Here is a 17,488-nt window from a genome sequence, read left to right on the forward strand (position 1 = left end):
GGGTCGGATCCAATTCTGACTATCGATATCTGACAGATGTGCCGACCAACGGTCGGCACCCACCAACAGCGCGCGGAATCTGTCAGAGGTGGGGCGGTGTGGGTGGGCAGGACCGTTGGCGCCATGGATGGCGCCATCGAGCCCCCATGGATGGGTTTACGGCGTGTCCTGACCACCCACACCGCCCCGCCATCCCACGGAATGCCGCTCTTGATCTTGCTTCGGCTTCGGCCTCTGCAGGTGCAGGGCGCAGCCCTGCCGAAAACTACCCTCAGCCGTCGCCCTGGATGCCGCCGGGCGCCTGCGCCGGGTCACGCCAGCGGCGCACCGTGCGCTGGAAGAACAGGTTGTTCGGCAACTGCAGCACCGTGCCTTCGTGGCCGTCGCCGGTTTCCTGCAGTGTGGTGTAGATCAGGTTCACGTCGATCACCCGGCCTTTCAGGCCCGGCTTCTCGCCGTTCTCCAGCACTTCGATGTAGTCATGCAGGCGGAACGGGCGAGTGGTGAAGATCAGCAACGTGCAGAAGATGTTGGAGAGCACGCTCCAGGCCGCGAAGAAGGCCACTGCGCCCACGGCGGCGAAGCCGGTGAACGCGGTCCACAGCACTGAAGGCTTCGCGCCGAGCAGGCTGAGGATATACAGCAGGGCGCTGAAATAGACCACGAAACTGGTGATCCGGCGCGCGCCCATCACCATTTCAGGTGGCAGCGTGTAGTGCTCGGCAAAGCGCCGGATCAGGCGACGGGCCAGTACCCGCAGCAGCCAGGCGACCAGCAGCACCAGCACGATCTGCAGGGCCACGCCCGCGTAGTTCAGCCATGGGTGGCTCCAGGCCGGCAGGTGATCCTTCAGCGACAACATCATGGGGGCGAAAACAGGTGGCGGGAACGGCCTCGATGTTACCCGGCGCGTGCCGGGGTTTCGACCATCGGCGACCACGCCAGGCAGACCAGCTCCTGTCGATGCTGCTGCAGGCAGGCGCGGCCGTTGTCGGGGCACAACCGCAAGGACAGGCCCGATGCCTGCAGCACGACGCAAGCGACGATTACCAGCAGGGCGGCGCAGGACGAGCTGGACATGGCGGAACTCCCTGGAGGTGTTTTCTCGAATGACCTTCCATGGATGCAGCCATCGTCGAAAAGGTTGCATGGCCTTGATCGGCGATCGGCTCTAAACCTTTTTCCGGGGCGCCGCATCCAAGCGATATGCTCGACACCACCATGCCAGCGCCGCCTGCCGCCCACGCCCCTGTCGACGAACCCGCCCTGGTGCGGGCGGCCGCCGCCGGTGACACTGCGGCCTACGAACTGCTGTACCGGCGCCATGCGCCGCGCGTGTTCGCCGTACTGTGGCGCCTGTGCGGGGGCCAGCAGGCGCGTGCCGAGGATGCCCTGCAGGAAGCGTTCCTGCAGGCATGGAAGGCGCTGCCGGGGTTCCGGTTCGAAAGCAGCCTGTCGACCTGGTTGCACCGGTTGGGCGTCAACGCTGCACTGATGGAACTGCGCGGGCGCGCCGCCGGGCAGGACCACGACAGTCTGGAGGAGGTCGACGGCGGCCTGCAGGAGCTGGCGGTGCACGACCGTTGTGCCGGTACCGAGCGCGACCTGGAGCGCGCACTCGCGACGCTGCCTCCGAGGGCGCGTGCGGTACTGGTACTGCACGACATCGAAGGCTGGAAGCACCAGGAAATCGCCGAGCAGCTGCAGATGGCCGTCGGCAGTTCAAAGGCACAGCTGCATCGTGCGCGCGGCCTGCTGCGCGCACGGCTGGGAGACATGACATGAGTACACACGAACACGATTGCGATCACGATCTGCTGGCCCGGCTGCGCGCGCTGCCGAACGAGCGCGATGTACCGGCCGATGGCTGGGCACGCCTGTCCGCGCGGCTGCCGCCGCGTGAACCAGAGGCAGCACCTGCGCCAACGGGCAACGTGGTGGCCCTGGCAACGCGTTCGCGGCGCCGCGGGTGGTTGCCGGCCGGCGCTGCCCTGGCTGCCAGCCTGGCGATCTACGCCGTGGCCCCTTGGCGGCATGCGCAGCCGGATATACCGGTGCCGTCCGCGCTGCAGTTGCAGGCTGCGGCGATGACCGAGCAGTACCGGCAGGCGGTGGCCTCGCTGCCCGCAGGCCGGGCACCGGAATGGCAGCCGGCGCTGCACGAACTGGATGAAAGCGCGGCACAGATCCAGGCCGCGCTGGCGCAGGACCCACGTGCGCCTCACCTGCTTGGTCAGCTCAAGCGTACCTATGCGCTGCGGCTGGAACTGACCCGGCAGGCGGCCTATGCCGCCGAGTCCGGCCTGACGACCTGAGGAGACCCCCGATGACACGAACCCTGATGACCTGCTGCGCCGCGCTGTTGCTGCTGCCCGCGGTGGCCCTGGCTGACACCCGGATCGACGAACGCCACAACCTGGCCGCCGGCGGCCGCATCGAACTGAGCAACGTGGCCGGCAAGGTGACCGTGCGTGGCTGGGACCGCAACGACGTGCAGCTCACCGGTACGCTCAGTGATGGCCTGCAGCTGCGCCAGGAAAAGAGTGCCAACCGCGTCCGCTGGGAGATCGAGTATCCGCGTCGCAGCAACAACGGCGGCGCAACGCTGGTGCTGAACGTGCCGCGCTCGGTGGAACTGCTGCTGAGCACGGTCAGTGCCAGCCAGGACATCAGTGGCATCGACGTGCGCCGCCTGCAGGCCGACACCGTCAGCGGCAGCCTCAGCGCCTCCGGTCGCAGCGGCGACAGCAAGCTCAATACGGTCAGTGGCGGTGTCAGCGCGCGCCTGCAGACCCCGAAGCTGGATGTGAACACGGTCAGCGGCCGCATCGAAGCCGGTGGCGGCGTGTCCGGTGACATCGGTGCACAGACGGTATCCGGCCGGGTCGAGGTCGATGCCGGGCGGGTGCAGCGGCTGGCGGTGGAAACCGTATCGGGCAGCATTGACCTGTCGGCTGCCGGGCTGGTGCCGGGTGGCCGGATCAATGTCGAATCGGTGAGTGCGTCGGTCAACCTGCGCCTGCCGCGCGCCGTCTCGGCGCAGCTGTCGGTGAACAGCTTCAGCGGGTCGATCAACAGCGATGCTGGCCAGGTGGAGCGGCCGCGCTACGGCCCCGGCAGCCATCTTGATACGCGGCTGGGCAGCGGCGACGGTGATATCCGCATCCAGTCGCATTCGGGCAGTGTTCGGGTAAGCCTGGATCGCTGAGCGCGATCCGGCAGGCCGCGGCGGCAGCGCCGCCGCGGTCGCTACTGGGTCAGCTGGCTTTCTTCAGCGCCCAGGTGGTGCCGAGGACTTCGATCTTGCCACCGGCCTTGCGGAACGCTGCCAGGTCCGAAGCGATCGAATCGCTGCTGACCACGGTGCTGGCGGCCGCGCCCTTGCGTTCGCTGCGGATGCTGTTGCTGGCCTTCGCGGGGGTCTTTGCCTTGCGGGGCATGGTTGCTCCTGTCAGGTGGAAGGGGAGGAAAGCGCCCAGGCATCAGCCTGGCGCAGGTAGTCCTGCCGCTCGCGGCGGCAGTCACTGCCGCCCATCGAGAACTGGCGGCAGATCGCCGGGCGCTGCGAATAGATCGTGCAGCGCAGGTGATAGGGATCGATCGCCGCACACCAGCCTTCCTCGTTGCGCGCCATCACGGCACGGCCGTGGGTGTCGCGTGACAGGAACTGGCCGGGCACGTGGTCGCCGGACTGCAGCAACACGGGCAGCCGGCAACAGACCGCGTCACAACGGCGGCAGTCGATGGGTGCATGTGCTGCGTCAGGTTGTAAGGCCTCAGGGGCCTGGCGGGTGCCCAAAGCGGGTCTCGATGGCGGCTCCGGTGGTACGCGGACCATGAACGAGCCAGGAAGGCATGGCCGCTAGGCCCGCAGGGCGGGCCAGGCTGCACCGTGGACACACACCGGCGTGGACGGTGGAAGGTACAGCAGGGTTCTAGCCGACCAAGAGTAACTTGGATCGCGTAACGTTTTGTTAATCCTGGCTGGCTGCCGCCAGCGCAAGGCCCTGGACCACGCCCAGCGAGGGCTCGCCGTGGACCATGCGGGCGCCCGGGAAGGCCTCCGCAACGGCTTGGCGCAGATACCCGGCGCGGGACATGCCGCCGGTCAGGAACACCGCGTCCGGGTCGCCGCCGATGTCGCTGCGGACCTGGGCCAGCAGCTCCCGGAGCTGCTCCAGATAACCATGGGCGGCTGCGGCCAGGCCGTCGGCGCTGCTGTCGGCATGCAGGTCGCGGGCGATGTAGTCCAGCGTGCTGCGATGTTCGCTGGCGGCGCTGAGGGCGATCTTGGCGCGCTCGACATCGCGGTACAGGCGGGCGGTATTGCCGGTGTCCTGCAGGGCCTGCAGGCGCGCGCCCCACGGATTGTCGACATGGTCATACTTGTGCTGGCGGAAGTCGCGCTGGCGGGTCATGTCCTGCACGGTGGCCGCTTCTACGTAGTGGTGGGCGGGCACGCGGGTGATGCCGCGGCCGAACAGCGGCATGTAGCTGGACAGGCTAAGCGCCAGGTCGATGTCGGTACCGCCGCGGGCGATGCCCCAGGCGCGGTGGATGCGCGGGGCGTCGTCGCCGCCGACTTCGGCGTGGGCGATATCGGTGGTACCGCCGCCGATGTCGACGATCACGGCCTGGTGCCGTTCGCGGCTTTCGGCGTGATAGTGCATGGCCGCCGCAGCCGGTTCCTCGAGGAAATCGATCTGGTCGAAACCGGCCTGGCTGGCGGCTTCGCGCAGGATGTCCAGCGCCTGGTCATTGCCGGCCGCACCGATCGAGCTGCGGAACTGCACCGGACGCCCGAGCAGGGCCGCTCGCAGCGGCTGGCCGAGCTGGGCGCTGGCGGTCAGGCGGATGTGCTCGAGGATGTGCGCGGCGATGCCGGTGATGGTCTGCTTGGCGCGTGGGTGCAGGTTGTAGCCGAGCATCGATTTCGGGCTCTGCACCAGGTTGCCTTCGTGTTCCTCGAAATAGGCTTCCAGCGCTTCGTCACCGTAGACCGCATTCTGCAGCAGGTCGCTGGCACTGCGTTCCTTGCCGGCACGGGCTTCCATCCATTCCCGGCGCAGCGCGCGCAGGGCTTCGCGGCGCAGCGCCTGCGGCGTGCGTTCCTGGCCGGCGGCGCGCGCCGCACGCGCAGCGCTGTCGATCATCTGCTGCAGCTGGTGCTCCTGGCCGTCATCGAGCTGGAAGTCATCCGGGTCGGGAACCACGCCGGGGAAGTACACGCTGGTCCGGAACTGCTCGGCGTCGCCGAAGCGGATCGGCAGCAGCTTCCCTTCATGCACGATGGCGGCGGCGGAGTTGCTGGTACCGAAGTCGATGCCGAGGCGCATGGGGAGTTCCGGGGGCGATCAGGGGCCGCGCACTCTGCTGCAGTTCGCCGCCGACTGCAAGGTCCCGCGGTTTCCTGTTCCGGGCCGGGTCAAGGAGGTCGCGGCGTACTGCCCGGAAAAGGCCAGGGGAGCCGGGCGGTTACAATGGCGGCTGTTGATTCACTTTGAGGTACTTGCTGATGTCTTCTGCCCCCGCCTGCCCGCAGTGCACCCTGGAAAACACCTACGCCGATGGCGCGCTGTGGATCTGCGCCGACTGCGGCTTCGAATGGACCGCCGAGGAAAGTGCCGGTTCGACCCTGGTCGTGCGTGACAGCAACGGCAATACCCTGCAGGCCGGTGACACCGTCACCGTGATCAAGGACCTGAAGGTGAAGGGCTCCTCGATCCCGCTCAAGCAGGGCACCGTGATCCGCAACATCCGCTTGGTCGAGGACGATGCCGAGCACATCGAAGGCAATTCGGACAAGATCAAGGGCCTGGTCCTGAAGACCTGCTTCCTCAAGAAGGCCTGACCGGCCTTCAGCGCCTGGCCTGCTGCCGTGCGCGCCAGCGGGCCAGGCTGTCCAGCTTGGCCTGGTAGCGCGCCTGCTGCGGCGCCCCGCCCAGTTCCTGTGCACGCAGCAGCTCACGAGCAGCGTGCTTGAGCTGGCCCGCCAGGAAATAGACCCGCGCCAGCCCGAAGTGGAACTGGTGCGCGGTGTCGTACAGGCGCACGGCCTGCCGGTAATAGCGGATCGCCTGCTGCAGTTGCCCGGCGCGTTCGGCCTCGGCACCGAGCATGTACTGCGCGAACGGGTCTTCGCGCTGCACCGATTGCAGCCGCTGCTCCAGTGCTTGGGCCTGCGCAATCATGCCGAGCTTGCGGTAGAGGGCGCTGGCGTTGGTGAGTGCAGCATCCTGGCGGCCGTCCAGTCGCAGCGCCCTTTCCAGTGCCCGTCGCGCGGCGGCGGTATCGCCCGTGCGATTTTCCAGCACGCCCAGGTTGTTCCAGGTGGCAGCGAAGCTGTCGTCCTGCGCCAGCGCGGTATCGAAGAAGGTACGTGCGCCCGCCAGGTCGCCGCTGGCCATGCGTTCGGCACCGCGATTGTTGTAGAAGTGCGCCAACGCCCGCGCCTGGCTGATCGGCAGCGGCCCTCGGCGGTCGTACAGCACATTGCGATCCAGATCGACGGTGGCGAAGCGGCCGGCGAAGCCGACCCCGGCATTGACGTGGCCTACGCTGTAGACCAGGCCCTGGGCCTGGTCCTGGTACCACGACACCACCTGGCCGACCTCCTGCACGCGCGCCTGGATGCCGGCTTCGCGTGCCAGCGCGACGAACATCAGGGTAAAGGCCAGGCAGTTGGCGCGTCGCTGCTGCCAGATCTCGCTGACGGTAAGGGTCGCGTCGGCGTCGTACTGCAGGTCCATGCCATGGCGGTCGAAGATCATCTCCACCAGCGCCTGCAGGCGCTGCTCGCGCGAATAGCTGCGACGGGTCACCTGGGTGTGCAGCATATCGAGCATGGCCGGTGGAATCGCGAACACCTGCTGCGGCGTCGGAATCGTCGACGCGGCGGTGCTGGCAGTGAGCGCAGGGGCTTCGTTCGCGTCAGGGTTCAGGGCGATCGCGGAGGGTGCCGCCAATGCGGCCAGTGCGAGTAGAACGGATCGGGCGGCAGGACGGTACATGACGGCTCCCGGCAGCGGCGGGCGCTCCCGCCTGAGGCGAGTGTAGACTTGTGCGCGCACCCCTGCAGTGACCGCTGGTCGGTCCGCGCGTTCATCCACAGCCGGTGTGGACCAGCGCTCGACAAAGCTGTGGACAACCGCGTTGGGGTCCCGTGCGAAGGGCGTTGTGAGGGTGTGGTGAAAAAATGGCCAGCTTGCCCGCCACCGGCGCAGGCGGGATGATCCGGTCATGGACTTCTCCCCGCTGACGCTCGCTCCGGCGCAGTGGCAGGCGCTGCAGGACAGCTATGCGACGCCACCACGTGCCTACCATCACTTCGGCCACGTGCGTGCGGTGCTGCAGCACTGCCAGGAGGTTGCCGACGGTCCAGGCTGGCAGCAGCCGGCCGAGGTCTACCTGGCCGCGCTCTACCACGATGCGATCTATGTGGCGGGGCGAAAGGACAACGAGGCGCGTTCGGCGCAGCTGGCCCTGCAGGCGATCGCGCAGGCACCGGAACTTGCCACGGTCGACGCGGCCCGGGTCGAGCAGCTGATCCTGCTGACTGCCCGCCATGGCGAGCTCGGCCCGGACGATGTCGATGCCGAGGCCGCGTTGTTCCTGGACTGCGACATGGCGATCCTGGCCGCGCCGGAACCGGTGTTCAGCGCCTATGACCGCGGCGTGGCCGAAGAGTACAAGGGCGTGGTGCCGGGCTTCCTGTATCGCGCCGGCCGCCGCCGTTTCCTGCAGGGCCTGCTGCGTGCACCGCGCATCTTCCTCAGCGAATTCTTCCACCAGCGACTCGATGCGGCCGCGCGCGACAACCTGCGCCGGCAGCTGGGCCACTGAACCAGCCCGGTACACTGGGGCCTGTTTCCACCGATTGCCGCTTCCAACCGTGTCTGTCCCTGATCCCGATCCCCGCCCGTTGCCGCCGGAAGAGCCCGGTCCGAACGAATGCTGCGGCAGCGGTTGCCCGCTGTGCGTGCTGGACCTGTATGCCGACGAGCTGCAGCGCTATCGCAAGGCGTTGGCCGAATGGCTGGCGCGGCACCCGGAGGCGTCCGCATGAGCCGCGCGCGCCCAGCGGCACTGCTGGCGCTGGCGGCGCTGCTGCTGTTCGTGGCCACCGCGCTGTGGACCCAGTTCGCACGCACCGATCTGGACTGGGTGCGGGCCACGCTCAGCCTCTACCTGCACGGGCCGTGGGGGCTGGCATTGCGCGCGGCCTACTGCCTGCTGGCATTGGCGATCGCCCTGCTCGGCATCAGCCTCTACCGGGGCAGCATCGGCCCGCGGCGCAGCGCGGCGGCGCCGCTGCTGTTCACTGTCTCGGCACTGGGCCTGGCCACGGTCGCCATCGGTGACAGCTGGCTGCCGGAAGCGACGCCGCTGCTGGCACCGTTCATCCATGGGCTGGCGGCCAACACCGCGTTCCTGTGTGCCAGCGTCGGCATGCTGCTGCAGGCCTGGTACCTGCGCCGCGAACCGGGTTGGCAGTCCGCCGCAGGCCTGCTGTGGGGCTGGGCCTGGCTGGCGTTCGTACTGTTGTGGCTGCATGTGCTGTGGCGTGGCGGGCCGCCGCGCGGGTTGGGGCAGAAGGTCGTGATCGTGGTGATCGTAGGCTGGCTGCTGTACCTGGCGCTGGCACTGTACCGGCGCAGTCGGCGTACCACGGCCGACTGAATCGCCAACGGCCTGCACCGGTACGTGCCGTGCACGCGGTGGCGGCGTATCGTGTGCGCATTCCATCGGGGATGCGATATGAAGCGTGCAGGGCTGGGCAGGGCAATGGGTGTGGTTCTGGCGCTGGCGGCGCTGCCGGCAATGGCGGCGGCCAACGTGCAGCAGTTCAGCCACGGGCGGTTCGAGCAGATTCCGGTGCACATGCCGGCCGGCACGCCGCAGCGGGTGGTGATCTGGTTCCACGAGCCCACCCCAGGGGGTGACACCAGCCGCCTGCCGATCGAAGCCCTGCGTGCCGACGGCGCCATGGTTGCCGCTGTGGACATCGCGCACCTGCGCGGGGTGCTCAAGCGCGAGGGTGATCCGACCTGCTCGTTCGGCGCCGGTGACGTCGAGAACTTCTCGCGCTGGCTGCAGGCGTCCCTGCATCTGCCCGGCTACCACCTGCCGCTGGTCGGCGGTGACGGCGAGGGTGCCGAGATGGCCTATTCGCTCGCGGCGCAGGCCGACACCCAGGTGTTTGCCGGCCTGCTGACCACCGGCTTCTGCCCGGACCACAACCATGAGCGCATGGTCTGCGGCGATGGTGTGAAGCACAACACGCTGCAGCCCGCCGAACTGAATTTTCCGTGGTTGAGTGCCGCTGGCGATCACGGCTGCAAGGTGGGCGAGGCCAGCCAGTTCGTGCAGCAGGTGGCGATGGCGCGCGAATTCAAGCGCACCGCGCGCGGTGATGCGTCGCCGGGTCTGGTCGCCGCGGCGCGCGTGATCGGTGCGCAGGCAGGTGTCAGCCTGGCACCGCCACCGGCAGCGCTGAAGGACCTGCCGATAGTGGAAGTGCCGGCGAGTGGCAACGGTGACACGCTGGCCGTGTTCGTGTCCGGCGATGGCGGCTGGGCCGGCCTGGACAAGGACGTGGCGTCGTCGCTCAACGAGCACGGCGTGGCCGTGGTCGGCATCGACTCGCTGCGCTACTTCTGGAGCGAGCGCACGCCGAAGGGCTTCGCCGCTGACCTGCAGAAGATCATCGACCACTACCGCCAGCAGTGGCACCGCGACAAGGTAATGCTGATCGGCTTCTCGCAGGGTGCCGACGTGCTGCCGGCGACCATCAACCAGCTCGACGCCGATACCCGCGCAGCGTTGGATCGTATCGTGCTGCTGTCGGTGGGCAGGAAGGCCGACTTCGAGTTCCACGTCAGCAACTGGCTGGGCGGTGGCGGCGATGGCCTGCCGATCGCACCGGAGGTGGCCAGGCTGCCGGCGGAAAAAACCCTGTGCGTATACGGCGACAAGGACGAGGACGCACTGTGCCCGGACCTGCCGGCCAATGACGGCGTGAAGCGGGTGAAGCTGCCGGGCGACCACCATTTCGGCGGTGACTATGATCGGCTGGCCGAGGTGATCCTCAAGGGCGGGGCGTAGCGCCGGGCCACGCTGGCCAGCGTGCTGGAAAATGCCGACCTTGGTCGGCGCTGGCGTGTCGACCAAGGTCGACACCTGCCGGGTGGTGCGGGTCGTCAGTTGCGCCGCGGGTCCAGAGAGATCAGGCGCGTGGCGTCCAGCAGCGCCGCCGGCAGGTGCATGCCGCCAGGCGCGGCGAGATAGCGTGGCCGCCACTGCGGATCGAACTTCGACTTGAAGCGGCGCAGGCCACTGAACCCGTAGAAACGTTCGCCATGCCGCGCCAGCAGGCCGGCCAGCCGGTTCCAGCGGCCAGCCAGACGATGCTGTGCCAGCCCGGAAAGCGGCGCCATGCCCAGCGAGAAACGTGCATAGCCCTGTGCGCGGCCCCACAGGAACAGCTCGATGAAGAGGAAGTCCATCGTGCCCTTCGGTGCTTCGCTGACGTGGCGCATCAGGTCCACCGACAGCTCGGCGCCTGCCGGTGCCTGCCACAGGTTGGCGAAGGCCACGATCTGGCCTTCGGCCTCGACCAGCGCCACCGGGAAGCGCACCAGGTAATCCGGGTCGTAGCTGCCGAGCGAGAAGCCCTTTTCGTCGCCGGCCTTGTCTTCCAGCCATGCGTTGGAGATCGCGTGCAGGCGCGGCAGCAGGCTGGGAACTTCCTCCACGGGCGCCACGCGGAAGGACAGGCCACCCCGCTTGCCCCGGTTCCAGGCCTGGCGCAGGTCGGCGCGCTCGCGCCCTTCCAGGCCGAAATCATGCAGCGGCACCATCGCTTCTTCGCCCAGCTTGACCAGCCCCAGGCCGAGGTCAAGGTAGGTCTGCCAGTAGGACTCGCCGACCTGGTAGAAGACGGGGCGCAGGCCGAGGCGGTCGGCTTCCTCGCGGAAGCGCCAGATCAATGCGCGGGCGACGTCCGGCGGGCCGACCGGGTCGCCCATCGCGATCAGCGAACCTCCATAGCGCTGCATCATCACGAAGCCCAGTTTCGCTTCATCGCGCAGCACTGCCTTGTCAGCGGTCAGCACCAGGCAGGCCTGGGTATCGGTGGCGCCGGCCAATACCGGCGCCAGTGATTGCAGCGTGGCCTCGTCGGCGGCCGGCAGCGGGCTGCGGGTGCTGTGCAGCAGCCGCGCCAGGCCGAACATCACCAGCGCGATGGCCACCACCAGCAACGCGCGCAACGCGCGCGGTGCGTTGCCGGAGACCGCGAACTGCCACCACAGCTCGTTCTGGTATTCGACATGGCTGTAGGTGAAGAACAGCAGCCAGGTCACTGCCACCAGCACCAGGCCCAGGTTACGCAGCCACGGCCACGACCAGGCTTCATCCAGCAGCGCACCCTGGCGGTAGAACTCGCGGCGCGCGGCCCACAGCGCCATCGCCACCAGCACCGCCGAGACGGCGATCAACGGTTGGCCACCGCGCAGCCACAGCGGCAGCGGGGTGACCACGCACACCGCCATCGCCAGCATCCACGCCGCGTGGCTGCGCCGGGCCAGGCCCTGTCCGATCAGCAGCAGCGCGACACCACTGAGGCTGCCGATCAGGTGCGAGGTTTCCAGGATCGGCAGCGAGGCGTTCACCAGGTGCCGGCGTGGCGTGGGCAGCGTGCCATCGATGACCAGCGCGGCGCCGATGCTGAACACCGCCAGCGCGATGATCTGCGGCAACCACGGGCGCAGTGCGTTCCAGCCGGCGCGGGTTGCCCCGGCACTGGCCTGCAGCGGCTGGCGCAGCGCGGGCGCAAGGGCGAGCAACGTGGCCAGCACCAGCGGTAGTACGTAATAGGTCACGCGGTAGATCAACGCGGCCGCCAGCACCGCCGCCGGTGCCACCTGGGGCAACAGCTTCAACAGGCTCCATTCGAACACGCCCAGGCCGGCCGGCACGGTCGAGACCAGGCCGGCCAGTACCGCGACGAGGTACAGGCCGACGAAGCCGGGCAGGCCGGTGGGTGTCGAGTCCGGCAGCAGCACATAGAACGCGGCGCTGGCCAGCACCAGCTCGATCACGCTGAGCACGGTGACGCCGAGCATGGTGCGGCGGTCGGGTAGCCACAGCGCATGGCCGAACACGCTGAACTGCCGTCCATCGCGACCGACCAGCAGCACGGTACCCAGATAGGCGAGCAGGGCGACGATGCCGACGATGCGCACGGCATCGGGATTCAGTGGCAATGCCAACGCCGCTGCTGCCGGTTCCATGCAGAGCGCCACGCTGATCAACAGCCACGCACCGAATACGAAACCGAGCGTGCTCATCAGCACCACCTGGCCGATCTGCGCCAGATCCAGGCCGGCGCTGCGGTAGCCACGCAGGCGCACTGCGCCGCCGGTCAGCGCGGCAAAGCCCACGGTCTGGCCCAGTGTATGCGCAAGGAAGGCGGTGATGCCGATGCGTGCCGGATGCACGCGGATGCCGCTGCGGCGCAGGCCGATGGCATCGAAGCCGATCAGGCAGGCGTAGCTGGCCAGGCCGAGCATCACGGTGAGCGTGATCTGCAGGCCACTGAGCTGGCGGAATGCCTGGCGGATGGCGCGGTAGCCGTGCTCATCGAATTCATTGGCCAGGCCATGCAGGGCCAGCGACAGGATCAGCAGGGGAACGACAATGGTGAGGACCCGCTTCCATGCCGGGGTGGAGGAAGCGGCGGCGGGGTTGGTGGCTGCGGTCATCGGCGCAAGGGTGCGTCAGGAGGGGCGAGTGCGGTGTCAACGCGGGGCGTGGCGCATCGTGCGCCTGTCACCGCCATTTGACCAGCGGATGTGTCGGAGCCCGGTAGTGACGTCTCGCGCGGGGGACCCGTGCACCCACCGTTGACCGGATTGGAGGACAATGCGGGCCTGATCACCCGCAGGAGCCACGCCCATGATGGAGCGTTACGACGTCGGACCGCGCATGTCCGAAATGACCGTGTACAACAAGGTCGCCTACCTCTCCGGCCAGATTCCGGAAGACACCAGCCAGGACATCACCGGCCAGACCCGGCAGGTGCTGGCGGAGATCGACAAGCTGCTGGCGCTGGTCGCCAGCGATCGCCAGCACGTGCTGCGTGCGGAAGTGTTCCTGGCCGACATCGCCGACTTCGACGGCATGAACAAGGCGTGGGACGAATGGGTGGTCGAGGGCGCGACCCCGGCCCGCGCAACCTTCGAAGCCAAGCTCGCCCACGCCGAGTGGAAGGTCGAGATCGTGGTGACGGCAGCGGTGCCGTAACTGCGGGATGGGGGCAGGTCCCTTTCCTGCGGAAAGGGATCTGACCCCTGTTACAGGGGCAGCAGCTCGATGCAGTCCACCGGGCACGGCGGGATGCACAGCTCGCAGCCGGTGCACAGGTCGGCAATGACCGTGTGCATGTACTTGGCGCCGCCGACGATGGCGTCCACCGGGCAGGCCTGGATGCACTTGGTGCAGCCGATGCAGTCGGCTTCGACGATCAACGCCACTTGGGCCGCCTTGTGCTCGCCGCGCGAACGATCGAACGGAATCGCCGGTACGCCCAGCACCTGCGCCAACGCCCGTGCACCGGCGTCGCCACCCGGCGGGCAGCGGTCCACACCCGCCTCGCCACGTGCCATTGCCTGCGCGTACGGGCGGCAGCCGTCATAGCCGCATTGCCCGCATTGGGTCTGCGGCAGCAGGCGGTCGAGGCGTTCGGTCAGGGGCGGGATCAGGCTCATGCGTGGCGGAGGCTGCGCGTTGGGTTATTTCAGGGGCTTGCCGCGGAACCAGCGCTCGTGGGCCAGCGCCAGCATCGGCCTGTCTTCGGAACTGTCACCGTAGGCATGGATGCGCACGTAGCGCGACAGATCGAACTGGCGGCGGATGTGCTCGACCTTGCGCGGGCCGCAGTCGCCGTCGGCATAGCGACCGGTCAGGCGGCCGTCGCGGCTTTCCAGCCGGTTGCAGATCAGCTGCAGGCCCAACTGTTCGCACCAGGGCTTCAGGTACAGGTCCAGCGAGCCGGACACGATCACGACGGTGTGCTGCTGTTCCTTGTGCCAACGGATCTGCTCCAGCATTTCCGGGCGCACCACGTCGGGCAGGAACTCGCGCGAGAAGCCTGCGGCCAGCGTGGCGATGTCATCGCTGTGGCGGTCACTGAAGGTCAGGCGGGTGACGCGGGCGCGGATGCGTTCGGCCGAGATCAGCTTCAGCCTGTACGCGGCCAGCCACGGCCCGACTTTCCACCATGCCTGTGCCAGCTGTTCGGCGGTGGCCACGCGGCGCAGGAAGCGGCCATAGGTATCGCAGGTGGTCACGGTGTGGTCGAAGTCGAACAGCGCCAGTTCCATTGCGTTGCTTCCCATCGCGTTGCGTCCCGGGGCCGGAGCTGCCGGCGGGCGTGGACGTAACCACGCCCGCTGCAGGCATCAGCGGACCGGCATGCCCGGCTGCGCGCCGCTGTCGGCGTCCAGCAGCGCCAGTGCGCCACCGTCGAAGCCGGCCGACAGGATCATGCCTTCGCTCAGGCCGAAGCGCATCTTGCGCGGGGCCAGGTTGGCGATGAACACCACGCTGCGGCCCACCAGCTTCTCCGGTTCGCCGTAGCTGCCACGGATGCCGGAGAAGATCTGGCGCTTGCCCAGCTCGCCGGCGTCCAGTTCGAAGCGCAGCAGCTTGTCCGAACCTTCCACGAACTCGCAGACCAGCACCTTGCCGATGCGCAGGTCGAGCTTGGCGAAATCGTCGATGCCGATGTAGGCCGGGGCGTCGGCGCTCTTTGCTTCGTCCTTGGCCGGGGCCGGAGCCGGGGCGGCCGGCTTGGCGGCGGGGGCAGCGGCAGCCGCCGGCTGCAGGGTGTCCTTGGAGGCGTCGATCATGGCGTCAATCTTCTTCGGGTCAATACGGGTGAACAGCGGGGTGTACTCGGTGATGCGGTGTCCCAGCAGCGGTTGCGCCAGCTCGGTCCAGTCATTCACCGGCGCGGCGAGGAAGGCCTCGGCCTGCGCGGCGGTGGCCGGCAGCACCGGCTTCAGGGCGGTGACCAGCACGCGGAACAGGTTCAGGCCCTGGCTGCACACGGCCTGCAGCTGCGCATCGGCGCCTTCCTGCTTGGCGATGACCCACGGCTTGACGTCGTCGATGTAGCGGTTGGCTTCGTCGGCCAGGGTCATGGTCAAGCGGATCGCCGCGGCCGGGTCGTTGCGCTCGTAGGCTTCACGGATCGGCGCCAGGCCATCCACGAAGCGCTGGTACTGCGCCGCATCGGGGAGCTGCGCGGCCAGCTGGCCGTCGAAGCGCTTGCTGATGAAGCCGGCGCAGCGGCTGGCCAGGTTGACGAACTTGCCGACCAGGTCGGCGTTGACGCGGGCGATGAAGTCACCCAGGTTCAGGTCGAGATCGTCGACGCCACCGCCGGACTTGGCGGCGTAGTAGTAGCGCAGCGCTTCCGGCTCCAGGCCAGCATCGAGGAAGGTACGGGCCATCACGAAGGTGCCGCGCGACTTGCTCATCTTGGCGCCGTCCACGGTCAGGTAGCCGTTGACGTGCAGGCGGGTCGGCGCGCGGTGGCCGGTTCCGTGCAGCACCGCCGGCCAGAACAGCCCGTGGAAGTTGACGATGTCCTTGCCGATGAAGTGGTGCAGTTCGGTGGCGGTGCCGGCACGCAGGTGCGCTTCGAAGTCCTCACCGATCCTGCCGCACAGGGTCTGGAAGCTGGACAGGTAGCCGATCGGTGCGTCCAGCCAGACATAGAAGTACTTGCCCGGCTGGCCGGGAATCTGGAAACCGAAGTACGGCGCATCGCGCGAGATGTCCCACGCGCGCAGGCCGCCTTCGGCATTGAGCCACTCGCCCAGCTTGGCCTTCACGCCCGGCAGGGCGACATCGCCGGCCAGCCACTCGCGCAGGAACGCATCGAAGTGGCCCACCTCGAAGAAGAAGTGCTCCGAATCGCGCATTTCCGGCGTGGCGCCGGAGATGACCGAACGCGGCTCCTTCAGGTCGGTCGGTGCATAGGTCGCGCCGCAGACTTCGCAGTTGTCGCCGTACTGGTCGGCACTGCCACAGTTCGGACAGATGCCCTTGACGTAGCGGTCGGGCAGGAACATGCCCTTGGCCGGGTCGTAGAACTGCGCGACCGAACGGCGGCTGATGTGGCCGGCCGCTTCCAGCTTCAGGTAGAACTGCTCGGTCAACGCCTTGTTGGCCGCCGAATTGGTCGAGTCGTAGTGGTCGAAGGCCACGCCGAAGGCGGCGAAGTCACGTTCGTGGCTGGCCTGGATGTTGGCGATGAAGGTTTCCGGGGTGACCCCGGCCTTTTCCGCGGCCAGCATGATCGGCGTGCCGTGGGTGTCATCGGCGCAGACGAACCAGGTCCTGCCGCCGCTCATTCGCCGCGCACGTACCCAGATGTCAGCCTGGATGTAGCCGACCAGATGGCCCAGGTGCAGCGGGCCGTTGGCGTAGGGCAGGGCGGTGGTGACGAGCGCGGTACGGGTCATGGTCGCGGGTGGATCCGAGGGGAACCGCAGAGTATCGCATGCCCGCAACGACGTGACCCGGCCGGGGCCGGGTCACGGGGTTGAAGCAGGTGCGGGGCGCTTATTCGCGCTGCCAGGTCTGCGCGCGGCAGATGAAGGCGATGCAGCCGGACACGTCCAGCCGGGTGCCGCCGGGCTGCAGTTCCATCTTCGACTTGTAGGTCTTGCCGTTGGCCGGGTCGAGGATGGTGCCGCCGGACCACTTGTTGGCGCCGTCGGCCTTCAGGTTCCAGAGGATGGTCATGCCCTTCACCGGCTTGTTCCTGTTGGCGCCTTCACAGCCGTCACAGACCGGGTTCGGGCCCTTGTCCGAGTGCAGGATGTCGACCACCTTGCCGGTCAGCGTGCCGTTGGGGGCCTGGGTGATCTCGACGATCGACTTCACCTTCCCGGTCTTGTCGTCGATGGTCTTCCAGCGGCCGGCGGCGCCGTCGGCGGCCTGCGCCGAGAGCGCGGCCAGGCACAGCGGCAATGCCAGCAGCAGGGTCTTGAAGGTCTTGCGCATGGTCCCCTCCCAGGGTTCATTCCGGCACGGTGCCGGCATGGGTCGACTGTATACCCATTCGGCGGAGTATGGGGAAGGGGGGCGTTGCAGGGTTGCGCCCTGCACCCGCGGTAGTGCCGGCCGCTGGCCGGCAACCTCAACGGCGGGATTCCGTGGGATGGCGGGGCGGTGTGGGTGGGCAGGACACGCCGTAAACTCCGCTCCGCGGTCCGGCCCAGCCGCTGGCGGCTGGGCGTTCGGGCGCTTGCGAAGCAGTGCTTCGCAAGCAAAGCGCCCTCACCCTGAAGTGACCCCCGAGACTTGGACGGTGGGGTCAGGCGGCTGCTTGGGCCTGTTCCCGGTACTTTACCGGGCTTAGCCCCTTCAATTTCAATCTGATTCGCTCTTGGTTGTAGTACTTGATGTACTC

General features: G+C 68.0%; 21 protein-coding genes. 9 read left to right on the plus strand and 12 right to left on the minus strand.

Translation table 11 applies throughout. The features are described from left to right. Positions 1-271 precede the first annotated feature (271 nt). Together WDC87_RS20160 and WDC87_RS20165 are read right to left on the minus strand one after the other, a co-directional pair. Complete coding sequence (locus tag WDC87_RS20160) at positions 272-865, minus strand: mechanosensitive ion channel family protein (protein ID WP_005418176.1); 594 nt, start codon at positions 863-865, stop codon at positions 272-274. Between the two features lie 35 nt (positions 866-900). Then, a complete protein-coding gene (locus WDC87_RS20165) occupies positions 901-1,080 on the minus strand; it encodes a hypothetical protein (protein WP_005418175.1) in 180 nt (59 codons plus the stop codon). Between the two features lie 126 nt (positions 1,081-1,206). On the opposite strand from WDC87_RS20165, the gene WDC87_RS20170 reads away from it, so the two are divergent. From WDC87_RS20170 to WDC87_RS20180, 3 genes are read left to right on the plus strand one after another with little or no spacing between them, the layout of a single operon-like run. Next, positions 1,207-1,785, plus strand: a complete 579-nt coding sequence (locus WDC87_RS20170) for a sigma-70 family RNA polymerase sigma factor (protein WP_005418173.1) — start codon at positions 1,207-1,209, stop codon at positions 1,783-1,785. Continuing rightward, on the plus strand, positions 1,782-2,315 hold the full coding sequence (locus WDC87_RS20175; protein WP_252744416.1) for a hypothetical protein: 534 nt from the start codon (positions 1,782-1,784) through the stop codon (positions 2,313-2,315). The genes WDC87_RS20170 and WDC87_RS20175 overlap by 4 nt, the downstream gene beginning before the upstream one ends. 11 nt (positions 2,316-2,326) lie before the next feature. Further along, positions 2,327-3,208, plus strand: coding sequence for a DUF4097 family beta strand repeat-containing protein (locus WDC87_RS20180; RefSeq protein WP_252744417.1), 882 nt, complete (start codon positions 2,327-2,329; stop codon positions 3,206-3,208). 49 nt (positions 3,209-3,257) lie between these two features. Here WDC87_RS20180 and WDC87_RS20185 read toward each other — a convergent pair whose 3' ends face one another. The 3 genes from WDC87_RS20185 to WDC87_RS20195 all read right to left on the minus strand — a co-directional run bounded on the left by WDC87_RS20185 (position 3,258) and on the right by WDC87_RS20195 (position 5,336). Continuing rightward, the gene (locus WDC87_RS20185) at positions 3,258-3,440 is read right to left on the minus strand and encodes a hypothetical protein (RefSeq protein ID WP_005410566.1); all 183 of its coding nucleotides are present in this window, start codon (positions 3,438-3,440) and stop codon (positions 3,258-3,260) included. Positions 3,441-3,451: 11 nt separating this feature from the next. Beyond that, entirely contained in the window at positions 3,452-3,745 is a 294-nt protein-coding gene (locus WDC87_RS20190) for a YkgJ family cysteine cluster protein (protein WP_072169117.1), read from the minus strand. Positions 3,746-3,974: 229 nt separating this feature from the next. Continuing rightward, positions 3,975-5,336, minus strand: a complete 1,362-nt coding sequence (locus WDC87_RS20195) for an Hsp70 family protein (RefSeq protein WP_061480625.1) — start codon at positions 5,334-5,336, stop codon at positions 3,975-3,977. Between the two features lie 179 nt (positions 5,337-5,515). On the opposite strand from WDC87_RS20195, the gene WDC87_RS20200 reads away from it, so the two are divergent. Next, positions 5,516-5,851 (plus strand): zinc ribbon domain-containing protein YjdM, encoded by a 336-nt coding sequence (locus WDC87_RS20200; protein WP_010482882.1) that lies wholly within the window; start codon positions 5,516-5,518, stop codon positions 5,849-5,851. Between the two features lie 7 nt (positions 5,852-5,858). On the opposite strand, the gene WDC87_RS20205 is transcribed toward WDC87_RS20200, so the two are convergent. Continuing rightward, positions 5,859-7,010, minus strand: a complete 1,152-nt coding sequence (locus WDC87_RS20205) for a transglutaminase domain-containing protein (RefSeq protein ID WP_252744418.1) — start codon at positions 7,008-7,010, stop codon at positions 5,859-5,861. Between the two features lie 229 nt (positions 7,011-7,239). Between WDC87_RS20205 and WDC87_RS20210 the strand changes: the two genes are divergently transcribed. The 4 genes from WDC87_RS20210 (at position 7,240) to WDC87_RS20225 (ending at position 10,104) form a co-directional block, all read left to right on the plus strand. Continuing rightward, on the plus strand, positions 7,240-7,842 hold the full coding sequence (locus WDC87_RS20210; protein WP_180884552.1) for a hypothetical protein: 603 nt from the start codon (positions 7,240-7,242) through the stop codon (positions 7,840-7,842). A 49-nt stretch (positions 7,843-7,891) separates the two neighbouring features. Continuing rightward, entirely contained in the window at positions 7,892-8,065 is a 174-nt protein-coding gene (locus tag WDC87_RS20215) for an oxidoreductase-like domain-containing protein (RefSeq protein WP_061480629.1), read from the plus strand. Beyond that, positions 8,062-8,679 carry a DUF998 domain-containing protein gene (locus tag WDC87_RS20220; RefSeq protein WP_111200931.1) on the plus strand — a complete coding sequence of 206 codons (618 nt, stop codon included), beginning with the start codon at positions 8,062-8,064 and terminating at the stop codon, positions 8,677-8,679. The genes WDC87_RS20215 and WDC87_RS20220 overlap by 4 nt, the downstream gene beginning before the upstream one ends. Positions 8,680-8,757: 78 nt before the next feature. Next, positions 8,758-10,104 carry an AcvB/VirJ family lysyl-phosphatidylglycerol hydrolase gene (locus tag WDC87_RS20225; RefSeq protein WP_072169110.1) on the plus strand — a complete coding sequence of 449 codons (1,347 nt, stop codon included), beginning with the start codon at positions 8,758-8,760 and terminating at the stop codon, positions 10,102-10,104. Between the two features lie 95 nt (positions 10,105-10,199). On the opposite strand, the gene mprF is transcribed toward WDC87_RS20225, so the two are convergent. Beyond that, entirely contained in the window at positions 10,200-12,764 is a 2,565-nt protein-coding gene (mprF, locus tag WDC87_RS20230; RefSeq protein ID WP_252744420.1) for a bifunctional lysylphosphatidylglycerol flippase/synthetase MprF, read from the minus strand. A 193-nt stretch (positions 12,765-12,957) separates the two neighbouring features. Between mprF and WDC87_RS20235 the strand changes: the two genes are divergently transcribed. Beyond that, on the plus strand, positions 12,958-13,305 hold the full coding sequence (locus tag WDC87_RS20235; RefSeq protein WP_005418155.1) for a RidA family protein: 348 nt from the start codon (positions 12,958-12,960) through the stop codon (positions 13,303-13,305). 50 nt (positions 13,306-13,355) lie between these two features. Here the strand turns inward: WDC87_RS20235 and rnfB are convergent, their stop codons facing one another. The 5 genes from rnfB to WDC87_RS20260 all read right to left on the minus strand — a co-directional run. Beyond that, a complete protein-coding gene (rnfB, locus tag WDC87_RS20240) occupies positions 13,356-13,769 on the minus strand; it encodes an Rnf electron transport complex subunit RnfB (protein WP_061480619.1) in 414 nt (137 codons plus the stop codon). Positions 13,770-13,793: 24 nt separating this feature from the next. Beyond that, complete coding sequence (locus tag WDC87_RS20245; protein ID WP_072169112.1) at positions 13,794-14,384, minus strand: HAD family hydrolase; 591 nt, start codon at positions 14,382-14,384, stop codon at positions 13,794-13,796. Between the two features lie 78 nt (positions 14,385-14,462). After that, complete coding sequence (gene metG, locus WDC87_RS20250) at positions 14,463-16,535, minus strand: methionine--tRNA ligase (RefSeq protein ID WP_252744421.1); 2,073 nt, start codon at positions 16,533-16,535, stop codon at positions 14,463-14,465. Positions 16,536-16,635: 100 nt separating this feature from the next. Then, positions 16,636-17,079: a DUF2147 domain-containing protein gene (locus WDC87_RS20255; RefSeq protein ID WP_049415741.1), complete on the minus strand. Its 444-nt coding sequence runs from the start codon at positions 17,077-17,079 to the stop codon at positions 16,636-16,638. Positions 17,080-17,392: 313 nt separating this feature from the next. Beyond that, positions 17,393-17,488, minus strand: a 96-nt coding sequence (locus WDC87_RS20260) for an IS3 family transposase (protein WP_156476642.1), incomplete at its 5' end; no start/stop codon positions are given.

The organism is Stenotrophomonas maltophilia group sp. Smal12 (genome assembly GCF_037079935.1).
Classification (GTDB): domain Bacteria; phylum Pseudomonadota; class Gammaproteobacteria; order Xanthomonadales; family Xanthomonadaceae; genus Stenotrophomonas; species Stenotrophomonas sepilia.

What these genes read in the sequence shown, in the direction of transcription:
- WDC87_RS20160 (WP_005418176.1), bottom strand. Translation starts at nt 865, where the DNA reads ATGATGTTGTCGCTGAAGGATCACCTGCCGGCCTGGAGCCACCCATGG.
- WDC87_RS20165 (WP_005418175.1), bottom strand. Translation starts at nt 1,080, where the DNA reads ATGTCCAGCTCGTCCTGCGCCGCCCTGCTGGTAATCGTCGCTTGCGTC.
- WDC87_RS20170 (WP_005418173.1), top strand. Translation starts at nt 1,207, where the DNA reads ATGCTCGACACCACCATGCCAGCGCCGCCTGCCGCCCACGCCCCTGTC.
- WDC87_RS20175 (WP_252744416.1), top strand. Translation starts at nt 1,782, where the DNA reads ATGAGTACACACGAACACGATTGCGATCACGATCTGCTGGCCCGGCTG.
- WDC87_RS20180 (WP_252744417.1), top strand. Translation starts at nt 2,327, where the DNA reads ATGACACGAACCCTGATGACCTGCTGCGCCGCGCTGTTGCTGCTGCCC.
- WDC87_RS20185 (WP_005410566.1), bottom strand. Translation starts at nt 3,440, where the DNA reads ATGCCCCGCAAGGCAAAGACCCCCGCGAAGGCCAGCAACAGCATCCGC.
- WDC87_RS20195 (WP_061480625.1), bottom strand. Translation starts at nt 5,336, where the DNA reads ATGCGCCTCGGCATCGACTTCGGTACCAGCAACTCCGCCGCCGCCATC.
- WDC87_RS20200 (WP_010482882.1), top strand. Translation starts at nt 5,516, where the DNA reads ATGTCTTCTGCCCCCGCCTGCCCGCAGTGCACCCTGGAAAACACCTAC.
- WDC87_RS20205 (WP_252744418.1), bottom strand. Translation starts at nt 7,010, where the DNA reads ATGTACCGTCCTGCCGCCCGATCCGTTCTACTCGCACTGGCCGCATTG.
- WDC87_RS20210 (WP_180884552.1), top strand. Translation starts at nt 7,240, where the DNA reads ATGGACTTCTCCCCGCTGACGCTCGCTCCGGCGCAGTGGCAGGCGCTG.
- WDC87_RS20220 (WP_111200931.1), top strand. Translation starts at nt 8,062, where the DNA reads ATGAGCCGCGCGCGCCCAGCGGCACTGCTGGCGCTGGCGGCGCTGCTG.
- WDC87_RS20225 (WP_072169110.1), top strand. Translation starts at nt 8,758, where the DNA reads ATGAAGCGTGCAGGGCTGGGCAGGGCAATGGGTGTGGTTCTGGCGCTG.
- mprF (WP_252744420.1), bottom strand. Translation starts at nt 12,764, where the DNA reads ATGACCGCAGCCACCAACCCCGCCGCCGCTTCCTCCACCCCGGCATGG.
- WDC87_RS20235 (WP_005418155.1), top strand. Translation starts at nt 12,958, where the DNA reads ATGATGGAGCGTTACGACGTCGGACCGCGCATGTCCGAAATGACCGTG.
- rnfB (WP_061480619.1), bottom strand. Translation starts at nt 13,769, where the DNA reads ATGAGCCTGATCCCGCCCCTGACCGAACGCCTCGACCGCCTGCTGCCG.
- WDC87_RS20245 (WP_072169112.1), bottom strand. Translation starts at nt 14,384, where the DNA reads ATGGAACTGGCGCTGTTCGACTTCGACCACACCGTGACCACCTGCGAT.
- metG (WP_252744421.1), bottom strand. Translation starts at nt 16,535, where the DNA reads ATGACCCGTACCGCGCTCGTCACCACCGCCCTGCCCTACGCCAACGGC.
- WDC87_RS20255 (WP_049415741.1), bottom strand. Translation starts at nt 17,079, where the DNA reads ATGCGCAAGACCTTCAAGACCCTGCTGCTGGCATTGCCGCTGTGCCTG.